The sequence below is a fragment of the Kribbella sp. NPDC050459 genome, from assembly GCF_040655315.1.
Classification (GTDB): domain Bacteria; phylum Actinomycetota; class Actinomycetes; order Propionibacteriales; family Kribbellaceae; genus Kribbella.
Genome location: NZ_JBFAJQ010000002.1, coordinates 558,452 through 575,798 on the forward strand (window position 1 = coordinate 558,452; position 17,347 = coordinate 575,798).

Below are 17,347 nucleotides of genomic sequence, written 5' to 3' on the forward strand. Positions count from 1 at the left end.
GATGATGACGGCAACCTAACAAGCCTGGAAGAGTCCCGTTTCCCGATAGACGGCGTGCAGGCGCAGCACCACCTCGGTCGGTGGGTGCAAGGGTGCGGGTGGGCTCGCGAAGAAGCCGGCTTCGACCACCTCGGACTCGTCGGGACGGAGCGTGCCGGTCCAGCGGCGGGTTTCGAAGCAGAGCGCGAAGCACTGCACGACGTCGCCGTTCGGATAGGTCAGGGTGTGGACGTCGGCGCGCGACAGGCTGGCGAACGGCACCAGGTCGTCCTCGGCCACGGCCAGCCCGGTCTCCTCGGTGAACTCGCGGGCCGCCGTACGGCGGAAGCTGTCGCCCGGCTCGGCGCCGCCCGCGGGAAGCTCCCACCGGCCGGAGTCGCGGCTTCGCTGGAACAGGATGCGGCCGTCCGGGTCGATCGCGAGGACCTGTGCGCCCGGCAGCAACAGCAGCCGGGAACCGACGTCGCGCCGGAGCCCGGAGAGGTAGGAGTCCACGGATGAGAGGGTAGGGCCGTGGACTGGGTACGGCGGCGGGCGGGATCCCTGCTCGGGGTGGGGTTGGTCGGCGGGCTGGTGTGGACGACGGTCGTCACGTTGTCGATGCCGAACTGGTACGACCCCGGCGAGGACTGCGCGCGCAAGGTCGGCGCCGTCGACGCGGTGCCGCGGACCAGCTGGTTCCCGCCCTCGGCGAGCTGCGTGTCCGGCGACGAGGTCCGTCAGTACATGTCGACGACCCGCTCGGCGGTGCTGTCGGTGGTCGGTGTCCTGCTGCTGGTCGTGATCGCGACCGGCCTGATCCTGACCGTACGGCGGCTCGGCGGCGACCCCGGCCCGACCAGGACCGGCGGCGACGACCTCAACCGCCGCCGCCGATCGCACCTGGTGTACGGAGCGCTGGACATGGCGGTCGCGTTCGCGTTCCTCACGCTCCTGAACGCGGCGGCGATCGTCTTCGGGAGTCTTCCGGGCGCCGTCCTGTTCCTCGTCGCGGCGCTCGTCGGCCTGAGCGCGTTCGGCGCCGTGCTCGACCGGCACATGGGCCCGCTGCCGAGCACCGCGCTCGACTCCCGCCGCCGGGGTACGGTCGCCGGCCTGACGGCGTTCGGCGTGGTGTTCGCCGCGACCGCCGTCACCGGCCAGCTCCCGTTCTTCCGGTTCTGGGCGTTCCCGCTCGGCGCGATCGCGTACGCCGTGATCGTCGCCGTGCAGTGGTCACGCGTCAGCAAGGCCACCCGGGCTCGATGTTCTGATTGAGGTGGAAGACGTTCTCGGGGTCGTACTCGCACTTCACCCGCGCCAGCCGCCGGTAGTTGTCCTCGCCGAAGCCCGCGATCACGCGGCCCTGCCCTTCGTTGCCGATGAAGTTCAGGTACACGTAGCCGGTGGCCCACTCCTGCAGGTCCGCGCACAGGTCGCGGGCCCAGCGGATCCCGCGCGCGTCGTCGGCCGCGTCCTCCCAGAGGCCGAACGGGTGCACCACCCAGGCCGACTTGCGGTGCGGCAACGGCCACGTGTCCGCGGCCCGCAGGACCTGGCCGCCCCAGGGCGCGATCAGCTGCTGTGAGGGCGAAGGACTGGGCATGTCCCTGACCCGGTCGCAGAACGCGTCGACGGCGGCGTCCGGGAACGCGGACAGGTGCTCGGCCGACCAGTAGTTGCGGAACCCCGGCGGATCGTCGAGCGCCGACTGCACCACGTCGTACGGCATCTCGGCGACCATCACGCCCTCCGGAGCCAGCGCGAACATCGGCGCGAACACCTCGCGGGCGTCGGCCTCGGTGCCGGCGTAGACCATGGCGACCCCGACCAGGAGCTTGCCCTGCAGATGGGCCGGGACGAACTCCTCGGGCGGACCGGTCAGGTACACCGCCGCGCCGCCGAGCTCGTCCGGCGCGCCGCCTTCGATCAGGTCCCGGTACGCGCGCAGCACCTGCGGCCCGGCCTCGCCCGGCCACAGCAGCAACCCGAGTGTGGCCGTGGGCAACGGCTGGAGGCGGAAGGTCAGCGACGTGGCGACGCCGAAGTTCCCGCCGCCGCCGTGCAGGGCCCAGAACAGCTCGGTGTTCTGGGTCTCGTCCGCGATCACCAGCCGGCCGTCGGCGGTCACGAGCTCGACCGAGACCAGCGCGTCACAGGCCAGGCCCCACTTGCGCTCGAACCAACCGGAGCCGCCGCCGAGGGTGAGCCCGGCGACGCCGGTCGTCGAGGCCCGGCCGCCGGTCGTCGCCAGCGCGTGCGGCGTACAGGCGCGGTCGAAGTCGCCCCAGGTCGCGCCCCCGCCGACCCGGGCGATCCGCGCCTCCGGGTCGACCTGGACGCTGTTCATCCGGCGCAGGTCGACGACCAGACCGCCGTCGGTGACAGCCGTCCCGGCCACGCCGTGACCGCCGCCGCGGACCGCGATCTCCAGCTCCCGGTCGACGCCGTACCGCAGCGCCGCCTGGACGTCGGCCGCCGACTCGCACTGCGCGATCATCGCCGGCCGCTTGTCGATCATCCCGTTGAAGACGGCCCGGGCCTCGTCGTACGCCGGGTCGCCGTCCTGCAGCACCACTCCCCCGAACCCGTGGGGCCGAGCGTGCTCGATCGTGTCGGACATGGTGGGACTCCCCCTTGCTCACTCCCCCAGGTGATCCACCGATCGTGCAACGCGGCCCGGTCGGGGTCAACGCCCGGCCGGTTACCGCGGCGTCACGTGATCGCGTGTCCACCAAGGGCTTTCGGGCGATCACGCCCCGAGACGGTCTGTGATCACCGGCCGTCCGTCGGTAGGGTCGAGGGGTGACTGATGCGGCGGTGATCGGCGGTGCGGGTCAGGTCCTGACCGAGGACGAGGTGACGGCGTTCGTCGGCGAGGCCCTGGCCGGCGCGGGCCTGGCCGGGCGGAGTGTCTGCGTGATCGTCCCGGACGCCACCCGGAGCTGCCCGCTGCCGCTGCTCCTGAAGGCGGTCACCCAGGCCCTGAAGGACAGCCAGGTCACGATCTTGGTTGCCCTGGGCACCCACGCGGAGATGACGCTGGACGAGCTGCGCAAGCACCTCGGCGGTGACTATCCGAACGTGATCAACCACGAGTGGTGGAAGCCCGAGACGTTCGCCGACCTCGGCACGATCGGTCCGGACCGGGTCGGGGAGATCTCCGGCGAGATGCTGCGCGACGAGGTCCCGGTGAAGCTCAACCGCGCGGTCGTCGAGCACGACGTCGCGCTGGTCGTCGGACCGGTGTTCCCGCACGAGGTGGTCGGCTTCTCCGGCGGCAACAAGTACTTCTTCCCGGGCGTCGCCGGTCAGGAGGTCATCGACTTCTCGCACTGGCTCGGCGCCCTGATCACCAGCGCGAACATCATCGGTACGCCGGGTGTCACGCCCGTCCGGGCGCTGATCGACGAAGCCGCCGCGCTCATCCCGGCCGAGAAGCTCGCGCTGTCGGTGGTCGCCCAGTCCGGCACCGACGCGCTGCACGCGGTCGCGTTCGGTGACACGATCTCGTCCTGGCGCGCGGCCGCCGGGATCTCCGCGCAGACCCACGTCCGCTACCTCGACCACCCGGTGCGGCGCGTGGTCTCGGTGATGCCGCCGAAGTACGCCGACATCTGGACCGCGGCCAAGGGCTTCTACAAGGTCGAGCCGATCGTCGCGGACGGCGGCGAGGTGATCCTGTACGCGCCGCACGTCACCCAGCTGGCCGCGATGCACCCCGAGATCGAGGAGATCGGCTACCACTGCCGCGACTACTTCCTCGGCCAGTGGGACAAGTTCCGCGACCTGCACTGGGGTGTCCTCGCGCACTCCACGCACCTGCGCGGCGCCGGCACCTGGGACCCGGTCAACGGCGAGCACCTCCGGGTCCGGGTCACGCTCGCCACCGGCATCCCCGAGGACGTCGTCCGCCGGGCCAACCTCGGCTACCTCGATCCGGCCGACGTCGACCTCGCCACGTGGGAGGCCGACCCGGAAACGTTCGTCGTACCGAACGCCGGCGAGACGCTGTACCGGCTCAAGGCGTAGGCGGCGAACCTCTTCCACCGCGCGGTGACCGGCCGGTAACCTCGGGCGGTATGGCAGAGGTCGTCATCATCGGGTCCGGGTTCGCCGGGCTGTGCATGGGAATCAAGCTGCGGCAGGCCGGGTGTGAGGACTTCGTCATCCTCGAGAAGGCCGACGACCTCGGCGGCACCTGGCGGGACAACACGTATCCGGGCTGCGCGTGCGACATCCCGTCGTACCTCTACTCGTTCTCGTTCGAGCAGAACCCGCGCTGGACGCGGATGTTCGCGCCCTGGGACGAGATCCTCGCCTACCTGCGGCACTGCGCCGACAAGTACGGCATCGCGGACAAGATCCGGTACGGCGCCGAGGTCACCGAGGCGGCCTTCGACGAGACCACCGGCCACTGGACCGTCACGGTCAACGGCGACGAGACGATCGAGACCCAGGCGCTGGTCGCCGGCGTCGGCAGCCTGCACCGGCCGAAGCTCCCCGACCTCCCCGGCCTCGAGTCCTTCGCCGGTACGACGTTCCACTCGGCGCAGTGGGACCACTCGGTCGACCTGCGCGGGCAGAACGTCGCCGTGATCGGGACCGGCGCGTCGGCGATCCAGTTCGTGCCGGAGATCGCCGCGCAGGTCGCCCACCTGGACGTATACCAGCGGACGCCACCGTGGATCACCGGGAAGCCGGACCGTGCGATCGGCGGCTGGGAACGCAAGCTGCACCAGCGGTTCCCGGCCGGCCAGCGGACCATCCGCAACGCCATCTACTGGGGTCTCGAGGGCCGCGGCGCCGGCTTCGCCGGGAACCCGAAGCTGATGAAAGGCCTCGAGCTGCAGGCGAAACGGCACCTGCACAAGCAGGTCACCGACCCGGAACTGCGGGCGAAGCTGACCCCGGACTACCAGATCGGCTGCAAGCGAATCCTGATCTCGAACGACTACTACCCGGCCCTGGCCCGGCCGAACGTCGATCTGATCACCGACCCGATCACACGGGTCACCCCGACCGGCGTGGTCACCGCCGACGGCACCGAGCGGGCCTGCGACACGATCGTGCTCGGCACCGGCTTCGACGTCTCGGCCAACCTGACCCGGATGCCGATCCTCGGCAAGGACGGCGTCGACCTCGCCGAGCACTGGAAGCGCAGCGGGATCGGCGCGCACCTCGGCATCACGGTCGCCGGGTACCCGAACCTGTTCCTGCTGGTCGGTCCGAACACGGTCCTCGGCCACTCGTCGATGGTCCTCATGATCGAGGCCCAGGTCCGCTACGTGATGCAGGCGTTGCACCTGCTCCGGCGGCGGAACGCGACGTACGTCGAGGTCCGCGAGGAGGTCCAGGACCGCTTCGTCGGCGAGGTCCAGGGCGAACTCGGTGACACCGTCTGGAATGCGGGCTGCACCAGCTGGTACCTGGACGGTTCCGGGCGGAACTCCACGATCTGGCCGGAGTGGACCTTCGCGTACTGGCGACGGACCAGGCGGCTCGATCCCGCGGACTTCGCCGTCGTCCATTAGGTGATCGCCCGGACTCCTGGAGTAGGAGTCCGGGCGACCCGGCGTACGACCTTGGGATGAGCGGAAGACCGGCCGGGAGGCCGATGTCTACCGGGCGCTGCTGAAGGACTCTTGAGACATGGAAATCCTTCAGATCGCCGGAGCGGCAGTGATCGTGATCGGCATCGTGATCACGGCACTGATCGCCATCATCCCGTCAGTCGTGGACCGCTGAGGTCGCGGACCGCTGAGGTCAGTCGGCCGACAGGTGGACCAGTAGGTCCTGCCGGGTCAAGACGCCCACCGGCTTCCCGTCGTCCAGAACCATCAGGGCGTCCCTACCCTCGAGCAGCTCGACCGCCTTGGCGACCGGTTCACCGGCGCCCAGCGACGGCAGGGCCGGGTCCATGTGCTGCTCGACGATGTCGGCCAGCCGCGCCTTGCCGGAGTACAGCGCGTCCATCAGCGTCCGCTCCGACACCGCGCCGGCCACCTCGGCCGCCATCACCGGCGGCTCCGCCCGGACGACGGGCATCTGCGAGACGCCGTACTCCCGCAGGATCGCGACCGCCTCGGCGATCGTCTCGTGCGGGTGGGTGTGCACCAGCGGCGGCAGGCTGCCGTCCTTGCCGGCCAGCACGTCACCGAGGGTGGTGCCCTGCCGGGTGTGCGCGAGGAAGCCGTACTGCGCCAGCCAGTCGTCGTTGAACACCTTGGTCAGGTAGCCGCGGCCGCCGTCCGGCAGCAGGACCACGATGACGGCGTCCGGGTCGTCGAGCTCGTGCGCGAGCCGGATCGCGGCCGCGGCCGCCATCCCGGCCGAACCGCCGACCAGCATCGCCTCCTCGCGGGCCAGCCGCCGGGTGAGCGCGAACGAGTCGGCGTCGGAGACCTCGATGACCCGGTCGCAGATGTCGCGGTCGTACGTCTCGGGCCAGAAGTCCTCACCGACGCCCTCGACCAGGTACGGCCGGCCGGTACCGCCGGAGTACACCGAGCCCTCCGGGTCGGCGCCGATGATCTGCACCTTCCCGCCGGAGACCTCCTTCAGGTACTTCCCGGTGCCGCTGATCGTGCCGCCGGTGCCGACGCCCGCGACGAAGTGCGTGATCCTGCCCTCGGTCTGCTCCCAGATCTCCGGGCCGGTGGTCTCGTAGTGCGAGCGCGGGTTGTTCTGGTTCGCGTACTGGTTCGGCTTCCAGGCGCCCTCGATCTCGCGGACCAGGCGGTCGGAGACGTTGTAGTACGAGTCCGGATGCTCGGGAGCGACCGCGGTCGGGCAGACCACGACCTCGGCGCCGTACGCCTTCAGGACGTTGCGCTTGTCCTCGCTGACCTTGTCCGGGCAGACGAAGACGCACTTGTAGCCCTTCTGCTGTGCGACCATCGCCAGCCCGACACCGGTGTTGCCGGAGGTCGGCTCGACGATGGTGCCGCCGGGCTTGAGCTCGCCGGAGGCCTCCGCGGCCTCGATCATCCGGACCGCGATCCGGTCCTTCACCGAGCCGCCGGGATTGAAGTACTCGACCTTGGCGAGCACCAGCGGCTTGGCACCGTCGGTGGTCTTGGACAGCCTCACCAGCGGGGTGTTGCCGACGAGGTCCAGGAGAGATTCTGCGTAGCGCACATCTTCACTGTAGTGATACGCACGGCTTTCCCCTATTTTCACTTGCGTCGCTGTCACAGCGTGTAATCCTGTACTCATGAGTAGAGCCAGGGCAGCGAAGAAGCTGGCCCAGGCCGCAGCTTTCGGGGGCGGGGGACTCGGACTCATCGGTGCCACGTTGTACGGCGTACTGACCGCTGAGGCCGAGTATGCGAAACGCGTGATCGGACCGATGCGCTACTACCCGACTCCGGGCAACGGTCTGTACGGCCGGTATCCAGGACATCCGATCACGTTCGCCATGCTCGGCGACTCGAGCGCCGCGGGGTACGGCACCGACTCGCCGGACGAGACCCCCGGGGTGCTGCTCGCCTCCGGGCTGGCCGAGCTGGCCCAACGGCCGGTCCGCCTCGTCGACGTCTCCAAGACCGGCGCGAAGTCGACCGACCTCGCGGCCCAGGTCGACGCCGCGCTGCAGGCCGGCCCGCATGTCGCGGCGATCATGATCGGCGCGAACGACGTCAAGGCCAAGATGCCGCCGTCGACCTCGGTCCGGCTGCTGTCGGCCGCCGTCCGCCGGCTGCGCGCCGCCAACTGTGAGGTGGTGGTGGGAACCTGTCCGGACCTCGGAGTGGTCCGGCCGATCGTGCCGCCGCTGCGGTGGGTCGCCCGGTCCCTGAGTCACCGGCTGGCCGCCGCCCAGACCATCGCAGTGGTCGAGGCAGGCGGCCGGTCCGTGTCGCTCGGCTCGCTGCTCGGCGAGGTGTTCCGGACCAACCCGTCGATGTGGGGCCGGGACAACTTCCACCCGTCGGCCACCGGGTACGCCGCCGCGTCGGCGGCGCTGCTGCCGTCGGTGGCGGCCGCGATGGGCATCGGCACCGAGTCGTTCGTGCACCCGGAGCCGTTCCGCGGCGAGGCGATCCTGCCGATTGCCGAAGCCGCCGTCCAGGCCGCGCGCCAGGCCGGTACCGAGGTCGCCGCGACCGAGGTCGGCGGGCGCTCCCGCGGTCCCCGGGGCCGGTGGGCCGAGCTCCGCCACCGCCGCCGCCATCCGAAGGCCGAGGTCGACCGGGTGGAGGAGCCGACGGACGCGATCCCGGTGGGTCAGTAGTTGCCGGACTTGTGCGTCCGCTGAGCGGGGACTTTCATGTCGGGAGTCTTGCCTCCGGACGGCCGGGTGGTGCACAGTCGATAACTACGCGGTACCCCGATGACGGGAGGCGAAGATGGGCTTGAACCACTCCGAGGAGACGCATCGGCGTTTGGTGGAGGCCGTGCCCAGATGCACCGGACGCGCAATGACCGAGTGGTTCCAGCTGATGAACGACGGACCGTCGTTCCTGCGCTTCGACGACAGAGTGAGATGGCTTGCCGGCGAGTACACACTCGCGCACGGGCACGCTACCGCCATCGTCCACGAGTACGACCTGGTCAAGGCGCACCGGCGAATGGGCTGAGCCGCAAAGGAGAAGAATTCGAAGACCTGCCCTTTCAGGTGGAAGGGCGGGTCTTCGTCGTTCTGAGCACCACCTCGTTGCCCTCCGCATCGGCCACCAGGTAAGGCTTCTCGGACAGCACCCGCCCACCCGCCGCCGCGATCCTGTCCTCCGGGTCCGGTACGGCGAGCTCGAACCGGATCCGGTTGCGCTGCGGCCGAGGTTCCTGCAGTTGCTGGAAGAACAGCACCGGATTCAGCCGGCGCGGATCGTAGATGTCGGTGACGTCCGGCCGCGGGTCGGCCCGGTAGCCGAGCAACCGCATCCAGAACGCGCGGATCGCCGGTACGTCGAGCGCGTCGATGCCGAACTGCACGAACCGCAGCGGCGCGGGATCCGCCCGCAACCCGAAGTCCTCCGCCGCGGACTCGATTCGCCGTGCCAGCGCGGCGAACGCCGGATCCGCGCCGCCGCTGCCGTCCTCCCACGCGTCCTTCCCGCTGTCGAGGACAACGCCTTCCGGCCGGATGTCGATCAGCAGCGGTAGGCCCGCGGCGTCGGCCAGCTCCGCCACGCTTGTCACGAACTGCGCGGTCGCCTGCGGATAGAACGTCATCGCGCCGAACAGCGCGCACCAATCCGTCGTCCCCGGCAGCGGGTCCCCGGGCACCAGGTCGGCCTCGTTGCCCTCGTCGTCGGCGAGCATCACACCGAACGGGCCGGTCGGTTCGCGGCCCGCCCGTGCGCGCGTCACCTCGGCCGCCGGTCGCACCACATCCACATGGATCCGGTTGCGCAACGGCCGCGCCTCGTCGAGCCTCCGTACCGCGAAGGACGGGTCCCGCCGAAGTGGGTCCTCGAGACAGCCGGCCCCCGCACGCCGGTACCCGAGCACGGGCTCCCAGAACGAGCGCACCGTCGCGGGATCGGCCGCATCCAGACCGAGCCGCAGGGTCTGGACCGCCGCGGGATCCGCCGTCAGTCCCAGCTCGGCGGCCGTGGCATCGACCTCCTGGAGGGCGTCGGTGTGCACGCGGACGCCGGTCGCCCGCACGTCCACGTCGATGGTTGCCGGGAGGGCTGCGGCCAGCGCCGCGCCGGCGGCGTGCGAGCCAGCGTCGTACCAAACAGCAGTCATGCTGATCACGGTAGAGCCAGAACCGGACGGTGCGCGTCCGGAACGTCGGGCGCGCGCTCGCCGATCCGTGACCTCGCGGATGCACAATGACGGTCTGTGGAAGGGGCTGCGCGATGAGCTTCACCATGCTGGCGGTCGTCGTCGCGGTCGGCCTGCTGGGACCGGCGCTGGCGTTGCGCCGCGGCTGGCACGTCCCGGTCGTGCTCGGCGAGCTGACCGCCGGCGTCCTCCTGGGCAGGACCGGCATCGGCTATCTGACCGCGTCCGACGCCCGGTTCGCGTTCCTCGCCGACATCGGGTTCGGCCTGGTGATGTTCGTGGCCGGCACTCACGTCCCGGTCCGTGACGAGAGCCTGCGGCGGGCGATCCGCCCCGGACTGCTCCGCGCGGTCCTCACCGGCGCTCTCGCGACCGCTCTCGCCTTCGTGCTCGACGCGGTGTTCGGCACCGGCCACGTGGCGCTGTACGCCGTCCTGATGGCGTCGTCGTCCGCCGCGCTGATCTTGCCGATCATCGACTCGCTCGGGCTCGGTGGCCGGCCGGTGACCGAGCTACTGCCCCAGGTCGCGATCGCCGACGCCACCTGCATCGTGGCGCTGCCGCTCGCCATTGATCCGCCGCACGCGGGCCGGGCGGCGCTCGGCGCGCTCGCGGTCATCGCGGCCGGGGTAGTGGTGTTCTTCCTGCTGGACAAGGCGGAGCGGTCCGGTGTCCGGCATCGGGTCCACACCGTCTCCGAGGACCGGCGGTTCGCGGTCGAGCTGCGGGTCAGCCTGGTGGTGCTGTTCGCGCTGGCCGGTCTGGCCACCGCGGTGCACGTGTCGATCATGCTGGCCGGCTTCGTCCTCGGCCTCGCGGTGGCGGCGGTCGGGGAGCCGCGGCGGCTGGCCCGGCAGCTGTTCGCGCTGACCGAAGGGTTTCTCGGTCCGGTGTTCTTCGTGTGGCTCGGGGCGTCACTCGACCTGCGGGAGCTCGGCACGAAACCCGAGTTCATCGCCGTCGGCGCGGGGCTCGGCGTCGGAGCCGTGATCAGTCACCTGTCCGGGATGCTCACCCGGCAACCGCTGAGCATGGGTGCGCTGGCGTCGGCCCAGCTCGGTGTCCCGGTGGCCGCGGCCACCGTCGGTACGTCGCTGCACGTGCTGCAGCCGGGTGAGTCGTCCGCGCTGATCCTCGGCGCGCTGATCACGATCGCGGTCAGCGCGGTCGCCGGCGGTATCGCCGTTCGACACGGCCTGGTCGCGGGGAAGGCGACGAAAGGGCCGTTGAACCGGCGGCCGTCGGGACCTGGCCCCACCGGCTGACCCACGGCACGCGGACGCGGGACCTGCGGTGCGGGTCAGCCGGAAGGGCCGGCCCACCTGGACCGGCCCTTCCGTTGTTCAGTACCCGCTGTCAGTCGCCACCGCGGAGGATGGCGAGGATCCGCAGGATGTTCCAGTACAGCCAGACCAGCGTGACGGTCAGGCCGAACGCGGCCCGCCAGGCCTCGCTCTGCGGGGCGCCGTGACGGACGCCCTGCTCGACCATGTCGAAGTCGAGGATCAGGTTGAACACCGCGAGACCGGCGCCGAGCGCGGCGAACAGCAGACCCATCGGGCCCATTCCGCTGATCCCGGTGTTGACGCCGAACAGGCTCAGCAGCAGGTTGATCACCAGCACGCCGGCGAAGCCCATCGTGCCGATGATGACCATCTTGGTGAACCGCGGCGTCACCTTGATCGCGAAGTACTTGTACGTCGCCAGTGTCAGGCCGGCCGTCACCAGCGTGGCCAGGATGGCCTGCACGATGATGCCGGGGTCACCGACCCAGTTGGCGATGAACTTGCTGCCGATCCCGAGGAACACGCCCTCGGCCACGGCGTACGCCATCAGCAGGGCCGGGTTCACCTTGCGGGAGAACGACAGCACCATGGCGAGCGCGAACCCGACCAGCGCACCGGCCAGGAAGACCGGCGTCACCACCGTGTCCGGAACCGTGTACCAGGCGACCGCGGCAGCCGCCACGACCACACCCAGGGTGATCGCGGTCTTCACGATCACGTCGTCCAGCGTCATGGGGCGGCTCGCGGCCGGAGCACCCTGGTACTGCTGCGGCGGCATACCCGATCCGCCGTAACCGTAGGGGCCCGGCTGACCGTACGGAGCGGCCCCCGGATAGGCCTGGCCCTGGCCAGGCGCAAACGCACTCGACCGGTTCAGCACCGGGTTACTGCTCTGCATCTCTTCCTCCTGATGACCCACATCCGGGGCCGTATCGAGATACTACGGTCCCACCCTTAACAACATCTGAGAATCCCCCTGCTGTTCCCCCACCAGAAACCGCGGAAAGTAGTTGGGTAAATCAATCGGCCACGGATGAATTTCCGGGGACCGACGCCCGTAGCCACTTGATCCGTTCGGCCGGAAGCACCCCGGCACCGCCCCACAACCAACTGAGGAAGCTCGCGGGCGTGAGTGGGCAGCGCTGATGCTCGAGCACCTCCAGTACGACGGCCGGCCCGAAGATCCCGATCAGCTCGCGGTCGACCTTCCGGAACAGCCGCCGGGCATAGATCGCCGACGCCGCCGTCAACAACGCCCAGGCAACCAACGGCCAGACATACGCCCACGAACCGAACCTGAACCCCAGCACCAGTGCGACCGCGGCGGTCAACCCGAAACCCCAGATCTTCAGCTGCCGGTGATGGCGGTACATCCCGAAGCGGGCGCACAGCATCGTCTGGGCGATCATCACATCCCGCAGGCTCGAGCACCATTGAGCCACTTCCGGCCGCATCAGCAGCACCGGCGCTGAGACTCGGCGTTCGTCGATCGTCACGTACCGCCCGCGGCGATCCGTCCACGCGACGGACGGCATCGGGTACCCGATTCTGGTTGCCAGCTCACCGGCACGGAGGGCGAATTCCTGCTCGTTCACATGCGACTCATCGCCGCGCGGCCGCCGGCGTTACACGAAGATCCGGTCGTGCGTCGTCGTACCCGTATGGGCAGGTACGACGCCGGACCGGCGGCCACCCGGGACGTCGTGCTCACGCAGGCCGGTCAGAGGTGGGGACGGGTTGGTTCGTGGGTGGTGAGGGCGGCGCCCACCTGGTCGGCGAGGGCCACGGCCACCAGGCGTTGCTCGAGGTCGGGGCGGGTGACGCGGGTGGCGGCGGTGAGGAGGAAACGGCCGCGGGTCTCGCCGGCGTGCTGGACCGTGAGTTCGATCTCGGCGTTCGTCGGCAGGCCGTCGCGCTCGACCCTGAGGACGTGGGTCCCGCGCGTCACGGAGCCGTCCGGGTTCAGCCGCGGGGCCTGGGTCTGCTTGTCCCCGGCAACGAACTTCGCGCCGTCGATCCCGAGTACGGCGGTCAGCTCGGCGCGTACCTGCTCGATCAGGTCGTCGGTGGACCCGCCGGCCGCGACCGCCTGCGAGACCGTGATCACCCCGTCCAGGTAGCCGCGATGCCGGGACGCCTTGGCCTGTTGTCTGCGGCCCCAGATCGCCAGCTCGGTGACCACTCCACCGATAACCAGCAGCAGAATGGTCTGCTCGACGTCATCCCGGCTGTTGATGGTGAAGGTGTTGTACGGCGTGGTCAGGAAGAAGTCGAACCACACCGCGCTCGACACGGCCGCGAGCACGCCGGGAAGCCGGAACCCGAAGGAGGCGACCGCCACGAGCACGACCACCAGCAGCAAGGCCGCGTTCGCGTTGTCGAATCCGTCCCGGAACGGCGCCAGCAGAGCGCAGACAGCCGGTGGAACCAACAGCGAACCAGCCAGTACCCAGTTGCGGTATCTCTCCACGTCACCATTGATGCTCACCGCGGGCACGGGATCAACAGTTCTCACAAAGGTCTGACAACCGTACGGTGTCTGCATGCCCGAAATCGCCCGCGTCCGGCCGGCCGAGGACGCCGATGAGCGCGGCACCCTGACCGGTCTGCTGGACTTCCTCCGGTCCACGGTCGACCTGAAGTTCGCAGGTCTCACCGACGAGCAGGCGCACGCCCGCCCGGTGCATCCGTCGGCGCTCACTCCCGGCGGGATCGTCAAGCACCTCACCGGTGTCGAGCGGTTCTGGTTCGCGATCGACTTCGCCGGCCTGGACGTCGACTGGCCGTGGACGGAGGAGGATCCGCACGGCTGCTTCCCGCTCGGCCCCGGCGACACGGTCGACCGCCTGCTCGCGTCGTACCGCGAGGAATGCGCACGGTCGCGCGAGATCACCGCGGCGGCGGCGCTCGACGAGCGCGCACACTCGGACGGAATGACCTTCACCCTGCGGTACGCCCTGGCGCATCTGATCGAGGAGACCGCCAGGCATCTGGGTCACCTCGACCTGCTCCGGGAGTCGACCGACGGACTGGTCGGCGAGTAGCCGAAAACCCGTGGTCGGTCGCAGACGCCCCCGCTACGTTGGCGCCCATGGCCGACCGCTACCGCCTTCGCCCCGCCGAGCCGTCCGATGCCGCACTGCTGGCCAAGGTGGCGTTCGCTGCCACGAGTGGTCAGGGGCGCATGCCCGCCGATGTCGACGAGGCCGCCTGGCGGGCCGAGTTCGAGGGCTGGAGCCGGGAGTCGGTGGCCGATCCCACCACCGACCTGGCCGTGGTCGAGGTCGACGGCCGCGGCGCCGGCCGCCTGCGCGTCAGCCGTACGGCGGAGTCGGTCGAGCTGAACGGCATCCAGCTGCACCCGGACGTACAGAACCGCGGCGTCGGTACGTCGATCATCGCCGAGCTCCAATCGGAGGCCGCGCGACGCGGCGTACCGCTGCGGCTGCACGTCGAGCGCGACAACCCCAACGCCCGGCGGCTGTACGACCGGCTCGGCTTCGTGAGGATCGGCGGGGACGACAAGGAGGACGTCATGGAGTGGACGAAGGCCGCGGAGCAGAACCGGCAGTGGAACGCGGACGTGGCTGAGCGGTACGACACGCCGGGCGCCGGGATGTTCGCAGCTGACGTCCTCGGGCCGACCGTGGAGCGGCTGGCCGAACTTGCCGCTGGTGGTCGTGCGCTCGAGTTCGCGATCGGTACCGGGCGGGTCGCCGTACCGCTGTCGGAGTACGGCGTGCCGGTGAGCGGGATCGAGATGTCGGACGCGATGCTCGGCCGGCTGCGGACGAAGGCGGACGCGGACACGATTCCGGTGGTGGCCGGCGACATGGCCACGGCTCGCATACCGGGCGAGTTCTCGCTGGTCTACCTGGTGTACAACACGATCTCGAACCTGCTCACCCAGGAGGAGCAGGTCGAGAGTTTCCGGAACGCCGCCCGCCACCTCTCCCCCGGCGGCCGGTTCGTGATCGAGCTCTGGGTCCCCGAGCTGCGCCGCCTCCCGCCCGGCACCCCCGCGACCGTCGGCGTCGCCGATCCCGGCTACATCCTGCTGGACACGTACGACGTACTGAAGCAGCACGTCGTCTCGCACCACTTCCATTTCGGCGAGGGCACCGATGCCCAGCTCTTCCGCTCCCCGCACCGCTACATCTGGCCCGCCGAGCTCGACCTGATGGCCCAACTCGCCGGCTTCACCCTCGAATCCCGCCACGCCGACTGGGCAGGTACGCCGTTCACCGCCACCTCGCCCTCCCACGTCTCCGTCTACCGCCTGCCACTGGGATAGCGCAGGCTGGTACCCGTGCCCACCGATCCGCTGTTCACCCGCCTCGCCCCGGTGCTCAATGTCTCGGACCTACCCGCCGAGCGTGCGTTCTACGAACGGCTCGGCCTTCCGGTGATCTACGAAGGTCCGGAGTACCCCGACTTCATCGCCTTCGGCACCGACACCGTGCACTTCGGCATCCAGCAGGCGCCCGCGCCGAACGATCCGCCGAGCGTGCTCACGTGGCAGATCGCCGTGTCCGACGTGGACGCGGCAGCTGATCGGTGCCGCGAGGCCGGGCTGGACTACGAGCTCGAGCACAACACCCCCGCGCCCGGCTGGACGTATAGGCGGCTCCTGCTCCGTACGCCGAGCGGCTACCGCCTGGCGCTCGAAGGACCGACCGAGCAGTGATCCTGGATGTGCGCGGGTCCATTTGAGAGGTGAACCCTTGCCCATGCCCCCTCACCACGCGCATGCGGATCGCGAAGGGCGCACGGGGCAGGTTCACCCCTGAAATGGCCCCCGCCGACGAGCGGTCGTCCTGGCGGGCTCCGGATGCTCGAGCGGTGTGGTGCTTACGGTTCCCGCACAGGGCTGGTGGGCACCGGCCCCAGAACCCACCATGAGGAGATGAGGAGTCCCTCGGGTGGGGGATGTTCGGTGGGTGAGATCACCCGCGAGAGGGTTTGTGAAATCTTTCACGAGCGTTTAGCGTTGAAGTGAACATGAAGTCGGAGAACCACTCAGGGAGAGTGAACCGCATGACAGCCCAGGTGCCGCACATCCTCGTCGTCGGAGGCGGCTACGTCGGGATGTACACCGCGTACGGTCTGCGCCGCGCCGCTCGCAAGGGCCGGATCCGGGTGACCGTCGTCGACCCGCGCTCGGTCATGACGTACCAGCCGTTCCTGCCGGAGGCCGCGGCCGGCTCGGTGGAGCCGCGGCACGTCGTGGTGCCGCTGCGCAAGACCCTCAAGGGCTGCCGGGTGGTGACCGGTCGCGTCACCGGCATCGACCACGCACACAAGGTCGCCAAGGTGCTGCCCGAGGAGGGCCCGGAGTACGAGCTCGCCTACGACCAGATCGTGGTCGCGCTCGGCTCGATCGCCCGGACGCTGCCGATCCCGGGGCTGGCCGAGGAGGCCACCGGGTTCAAGAACGTCGAAGAGGCCATCGCGCTGCGCAACAAGGTTCTGGACCGGCTCGACGTCGCCTCGTCGCAGCCCGACCCGGCGCTGCGCAAGTCCGCGCTCACCTTCGTCTTCATCGGCGGCGGGTACGCCGGTGTGGAGGCGTTCGCCGAGCTCGAGGACATGGCCCGCTACGCCACCCGCTACTACGACAACATCAAGCCCGAGGACATGCACTGGGTACTGGTCGAGGCCACCGGCCGGATCCTGCCCGAGGTGGGTGAGGATCTCGGCAAGTACACCGTGGACCAGCTCCGCAAGCGCAACATGGACATCCGGCTGGAGACCCGGCTGGAGTCCTGCGAGAAGGGTCACGTCGTACTCAGTGACGGCGACGAGTTCGACGCCGACACGATCGTCTGGACGGCGGGCGTGAAGGCCAACCCGGCGCTGGCAGCGACCGACTTCCCGCTGGACGAGAAGGGCCGGATCAAGACGCTCGCGAACCTGCGGGTCGAGGGTGTCGACGACGCCTGGACCGCCGGCGACAACGCGGCCGTGCCCGACCTGACCAGCGAGACCGGTGCGTACACCGCTCCGAACGCGCAGCACGCGGTCCGCCAGGCGCGCCAGCTCGCCGCGAACATCCTCCGGGTGATCGACGGGCAGCCGCCGCAGGACTACAAGCACAAGTACGTCGGCTCGGTCGCGAGCCTCGGCCTGCACAAAGGCGTCGCGCAGCTGTACGGCGTGAAGGTCAAGGGCTGGCTGGCGTGGTTCCTACACCGGACGTACCACGTGTCCCGCGTGCCTACCCTGAACCGGAAGGCCCGCGTCATCCTCGACTGGACCCTGGCGCTGTTCTTCCGCCGGGAGGTCACCAGCCTCGGCAGCCTGCAGACCCCGAACGAGGAGTTCCGCCGCGCGATCCAGTCGTAACA

17 protein-coding genes are annotated in these 17,347 nt (G+C 69.9%); 10 read left to right on the top strand and 7 right to left on the bottom strand.

Features of this window, described 5'->3' with window-relative positions:
* Positions 1-15 precede the first annotated feature (15 nt).
* Positions 16-495, bottom strand: coding sequence for an NUDIX domain-containing protein (locus AB0I12_RS08600; RefSeq protein ID WP_359926516.1), 480 nt, complete (start codon positions 493-495; stop codon positions 16-18).
* Positions 496-513: 18 nt separating this feature from the next.
* Between AB0I12_RS08600 and AB0I12_RS08605 the strand changes: the two genes are divergently transcribed.
* Positions 514-1,257, top strand: a complete 744-nt coding sequence (locus AB0I12_RS08605) for a hypothetical protein (RefSeq protein WP_359926519.1) — start codon at positions 514-516, stop codon at positions 1,255-1,257.
* Here the strand turns inward: AB0I12_RS08605 and AB0I12_RS08610 are convergent.
* Positions 1,223-2,602: an FAD-binding oxidoreductase gene (locus AB0I12_RS08610; RefSeq protein WP_359926522.1), complete on the bottom strand. Its 1,380-nt coding sequence runs from the start codon at positions 2,600-2,602 to the stop codon at positions 1,223-1,225. The genes AB0I12_RS08605 and AB0I12_RS08610 overlap by 35 nt on opposite strands.
* A gap of 182 nt (positions 2,603-2,784) precedes the next feature.
* Here AB0I12_RS08610 and AB0I12_RS08615 point away from each other — a divergent pair, with 182 nt between their 5' ends.
* Positions 2,785-4,011: a lactate racemase domain-containing protein gene (locus AB0I12_RS08615; protein WP_359926525.1), complete on the top strand. Its 1,227-nt coding sequence runs from the start codon at positions 2,785-2,787 to the stop codon at positions 4,009-4,011.
* 50 nt (positions 4,012-4,061) lie between these two features.
* Entirely contained in the window at positions 4,062-5,513 is a 1,452-nt protein-coding gene (locus tag AB0I12_RS08620; RefSeq protein ID WP_359926528.1) for an NAD(P)/FAD-dependent oxidoreductase, read from the top strand.
* 232 nt (positions 5,514-5,745) lie between these two features.
* On the opposite strand, the gene AB0I12_RS08625 is transcribed toward AB0I12_RS08620, so the two are convergent.
* On the bottom strand, positions 5,746-7,119 hold the full coding sequence (locus AB0I12_RS08625; protein WP_359926530.1) for a cystathionine beta-synthase: 1,374 nt from the start codon (positions 7,117-7,119) through the stop codon (positions 5,746-5,748).
* A gap of 76 nt (positions 7,120-7,195) precedes the next feature.
* On the opposite strand from AB0I12_RS08625, the gene AB0I12_RS08630 reads away from it, so the two are divergent.
* Both AB0I12_RS08630 and AB0I12_RS08635 read left to right on the top strand, forming a co-directional pair.
* Positions 7,196-8,212 carry an SGNH/GDSL hydrolase family protein gene (locus AB0I12_RS08630; RefSeq protein ID WP_359926533.1) on the top strand — a complete coding sequence of 339 codons (1,017 nt, stop codon included), beginning with the start codon at positions 7,196-7,198 and terminating at the stop codon, positions 8,210-8,212.
* Positions 8,213-8,327: 115 nt separating this feature from the next.
* Positions 8,328-8,558, top strand: a complete 231-nt coding sequence (locus tag AB0I12_RS08635) for a DUF4287 domain-containing protein (RefSeq protein ID WP_355477090.1) — start codon at positions 8,328-8,330, stop codon at positions 8,556-8,558.
* Between the two features lie 34 nt (positions 8,559-8,592).
* Here AB0I12_RS08635 and AB0I12_RS08640 read toward each other — a convergent pair whose 3' ends face one another.
* Positions 8,593-9,675, bottom strand: coding sequence for a VOC family protein (locus tag AB0I12_RS08640; RefSeq protein ID WP_359926536.1), 1,083 nt, complete (start codon positions 9,673-9,675; stop codon positions 8,593-8,595).
* Positions 9,676-9,788: 113 nt separating this feature from the next.
* Between AB0I12_RS08640 and AB0I12_RS08645 the strand changes: the two genes are divergently transcribed.
* The gene (locus tag AB0I12_RS08645) at positions 9,789-10,979 is read left to right on the top strand and encodes a cation:proton antiporter (protein ID WP_359926539.1); all 1,191 of its coding nucleotides are present in this window, start codon (positions 9,789-9,791) and stop codon (positions 10,977-10,979) included.
* Positions 10,980-11,070: 91 nt separating this feature from the next.
* On the opposite strand, the gene AB0I12_RS08650 is transcribed toward AB0I12_RS08645, so the two are convergent.
* The 3 genes from AB0I12_RS08650 to AB0I12_RS08660 form a co-directional block, all read right to left on the bottom strand.
* Entirely contained in the window at positions 11,071-11,898 is an 828-nt protein-coding gene (locus AB0I12_RS08650) for a Bax inhibitor-1/YccA family protein (protein ID WP_359926542.1), read from the bottom strand.
* Positions 11,899-12,019: 121 nt separating this feature from the next.
* A complete protein-coding gene (locus AB0I12_RS08655; protein WP_359926545.1) occupies positions 12,020-12,595 on the bottom strand; it encodes a hypothetical protein in 576 nt (191 codons plus the stop codon).
* 125 nt (positions 12,596-12,720) lie between these two features.
* A complete protein-coding gene (locus tag AB0I12_RS08660; protein WP_359926547.1) occupies positions 12,721-13,488 on the bottom strand; it encodes a DUF4118 domain-containing protein in 768 nt (255 codons plus the stop codon).
* Between the two features lie 55 nt (positions 13,489-13,543).
* Here AB0I12_RS08660 and AB0I12_RS08665 point away from each other — a divergent pair, with 55 nt between their 5' ends.
* The 4 genes from AB0I12_RS08665 to AB0I12_RS08680 all read left to right on the top strand — a co-directional run bounded on the left by AB0I12_RS08665 (position 13,544) and on the right by AB0I12_RS08680 (position 17,345).
* Entirely contained in the window at positions 13,544-14,044 is a 501-nt protein-coding gene (locus AB0I12_RS08665) for a DinB family protein (protein ID WP_359926550.1), read from the top strand.
* A gap of 47 nt (positions 14,045-14,091) precedes the next feature.
* Complete coding sequence (locus tag AB0I12_RS08670; RefSeq protein WP_359926553.1) at positions 14,092-15,294, top strand: GNAT family N-acetyltransferase; 1,203 nt, start codon at positions 14,092-14,094, stop codon at positions 15,292-15,294.
* Positions 15,295-15,309: 15 nt separating this feature from the next.
* Complete coding sequence (locus AB0I12_RS08675) at positions 15,310-15,687, top strand: VOC family protein (protein ID WP_359926556.1); 378 nt, start codon at positions 15,310-15,312, stop codon at positions 15,685-15,687.
* 350 nt (positions 15,688-16,037) lie between these two features.
* Positions 16,038-17,345, top strand: coding sequence for an NAD(P)/FAD-dependent oxidoreductase (locus AB0I12_RS08680; protein WP_359926559.1), 1,308 nt, complete (start codon positions 16,038-16,040; stop codon positions 17,343-17,345).
* The last annotated feature ends 2 nt before the right edge of the window (positions 17,346-17,347 follow it).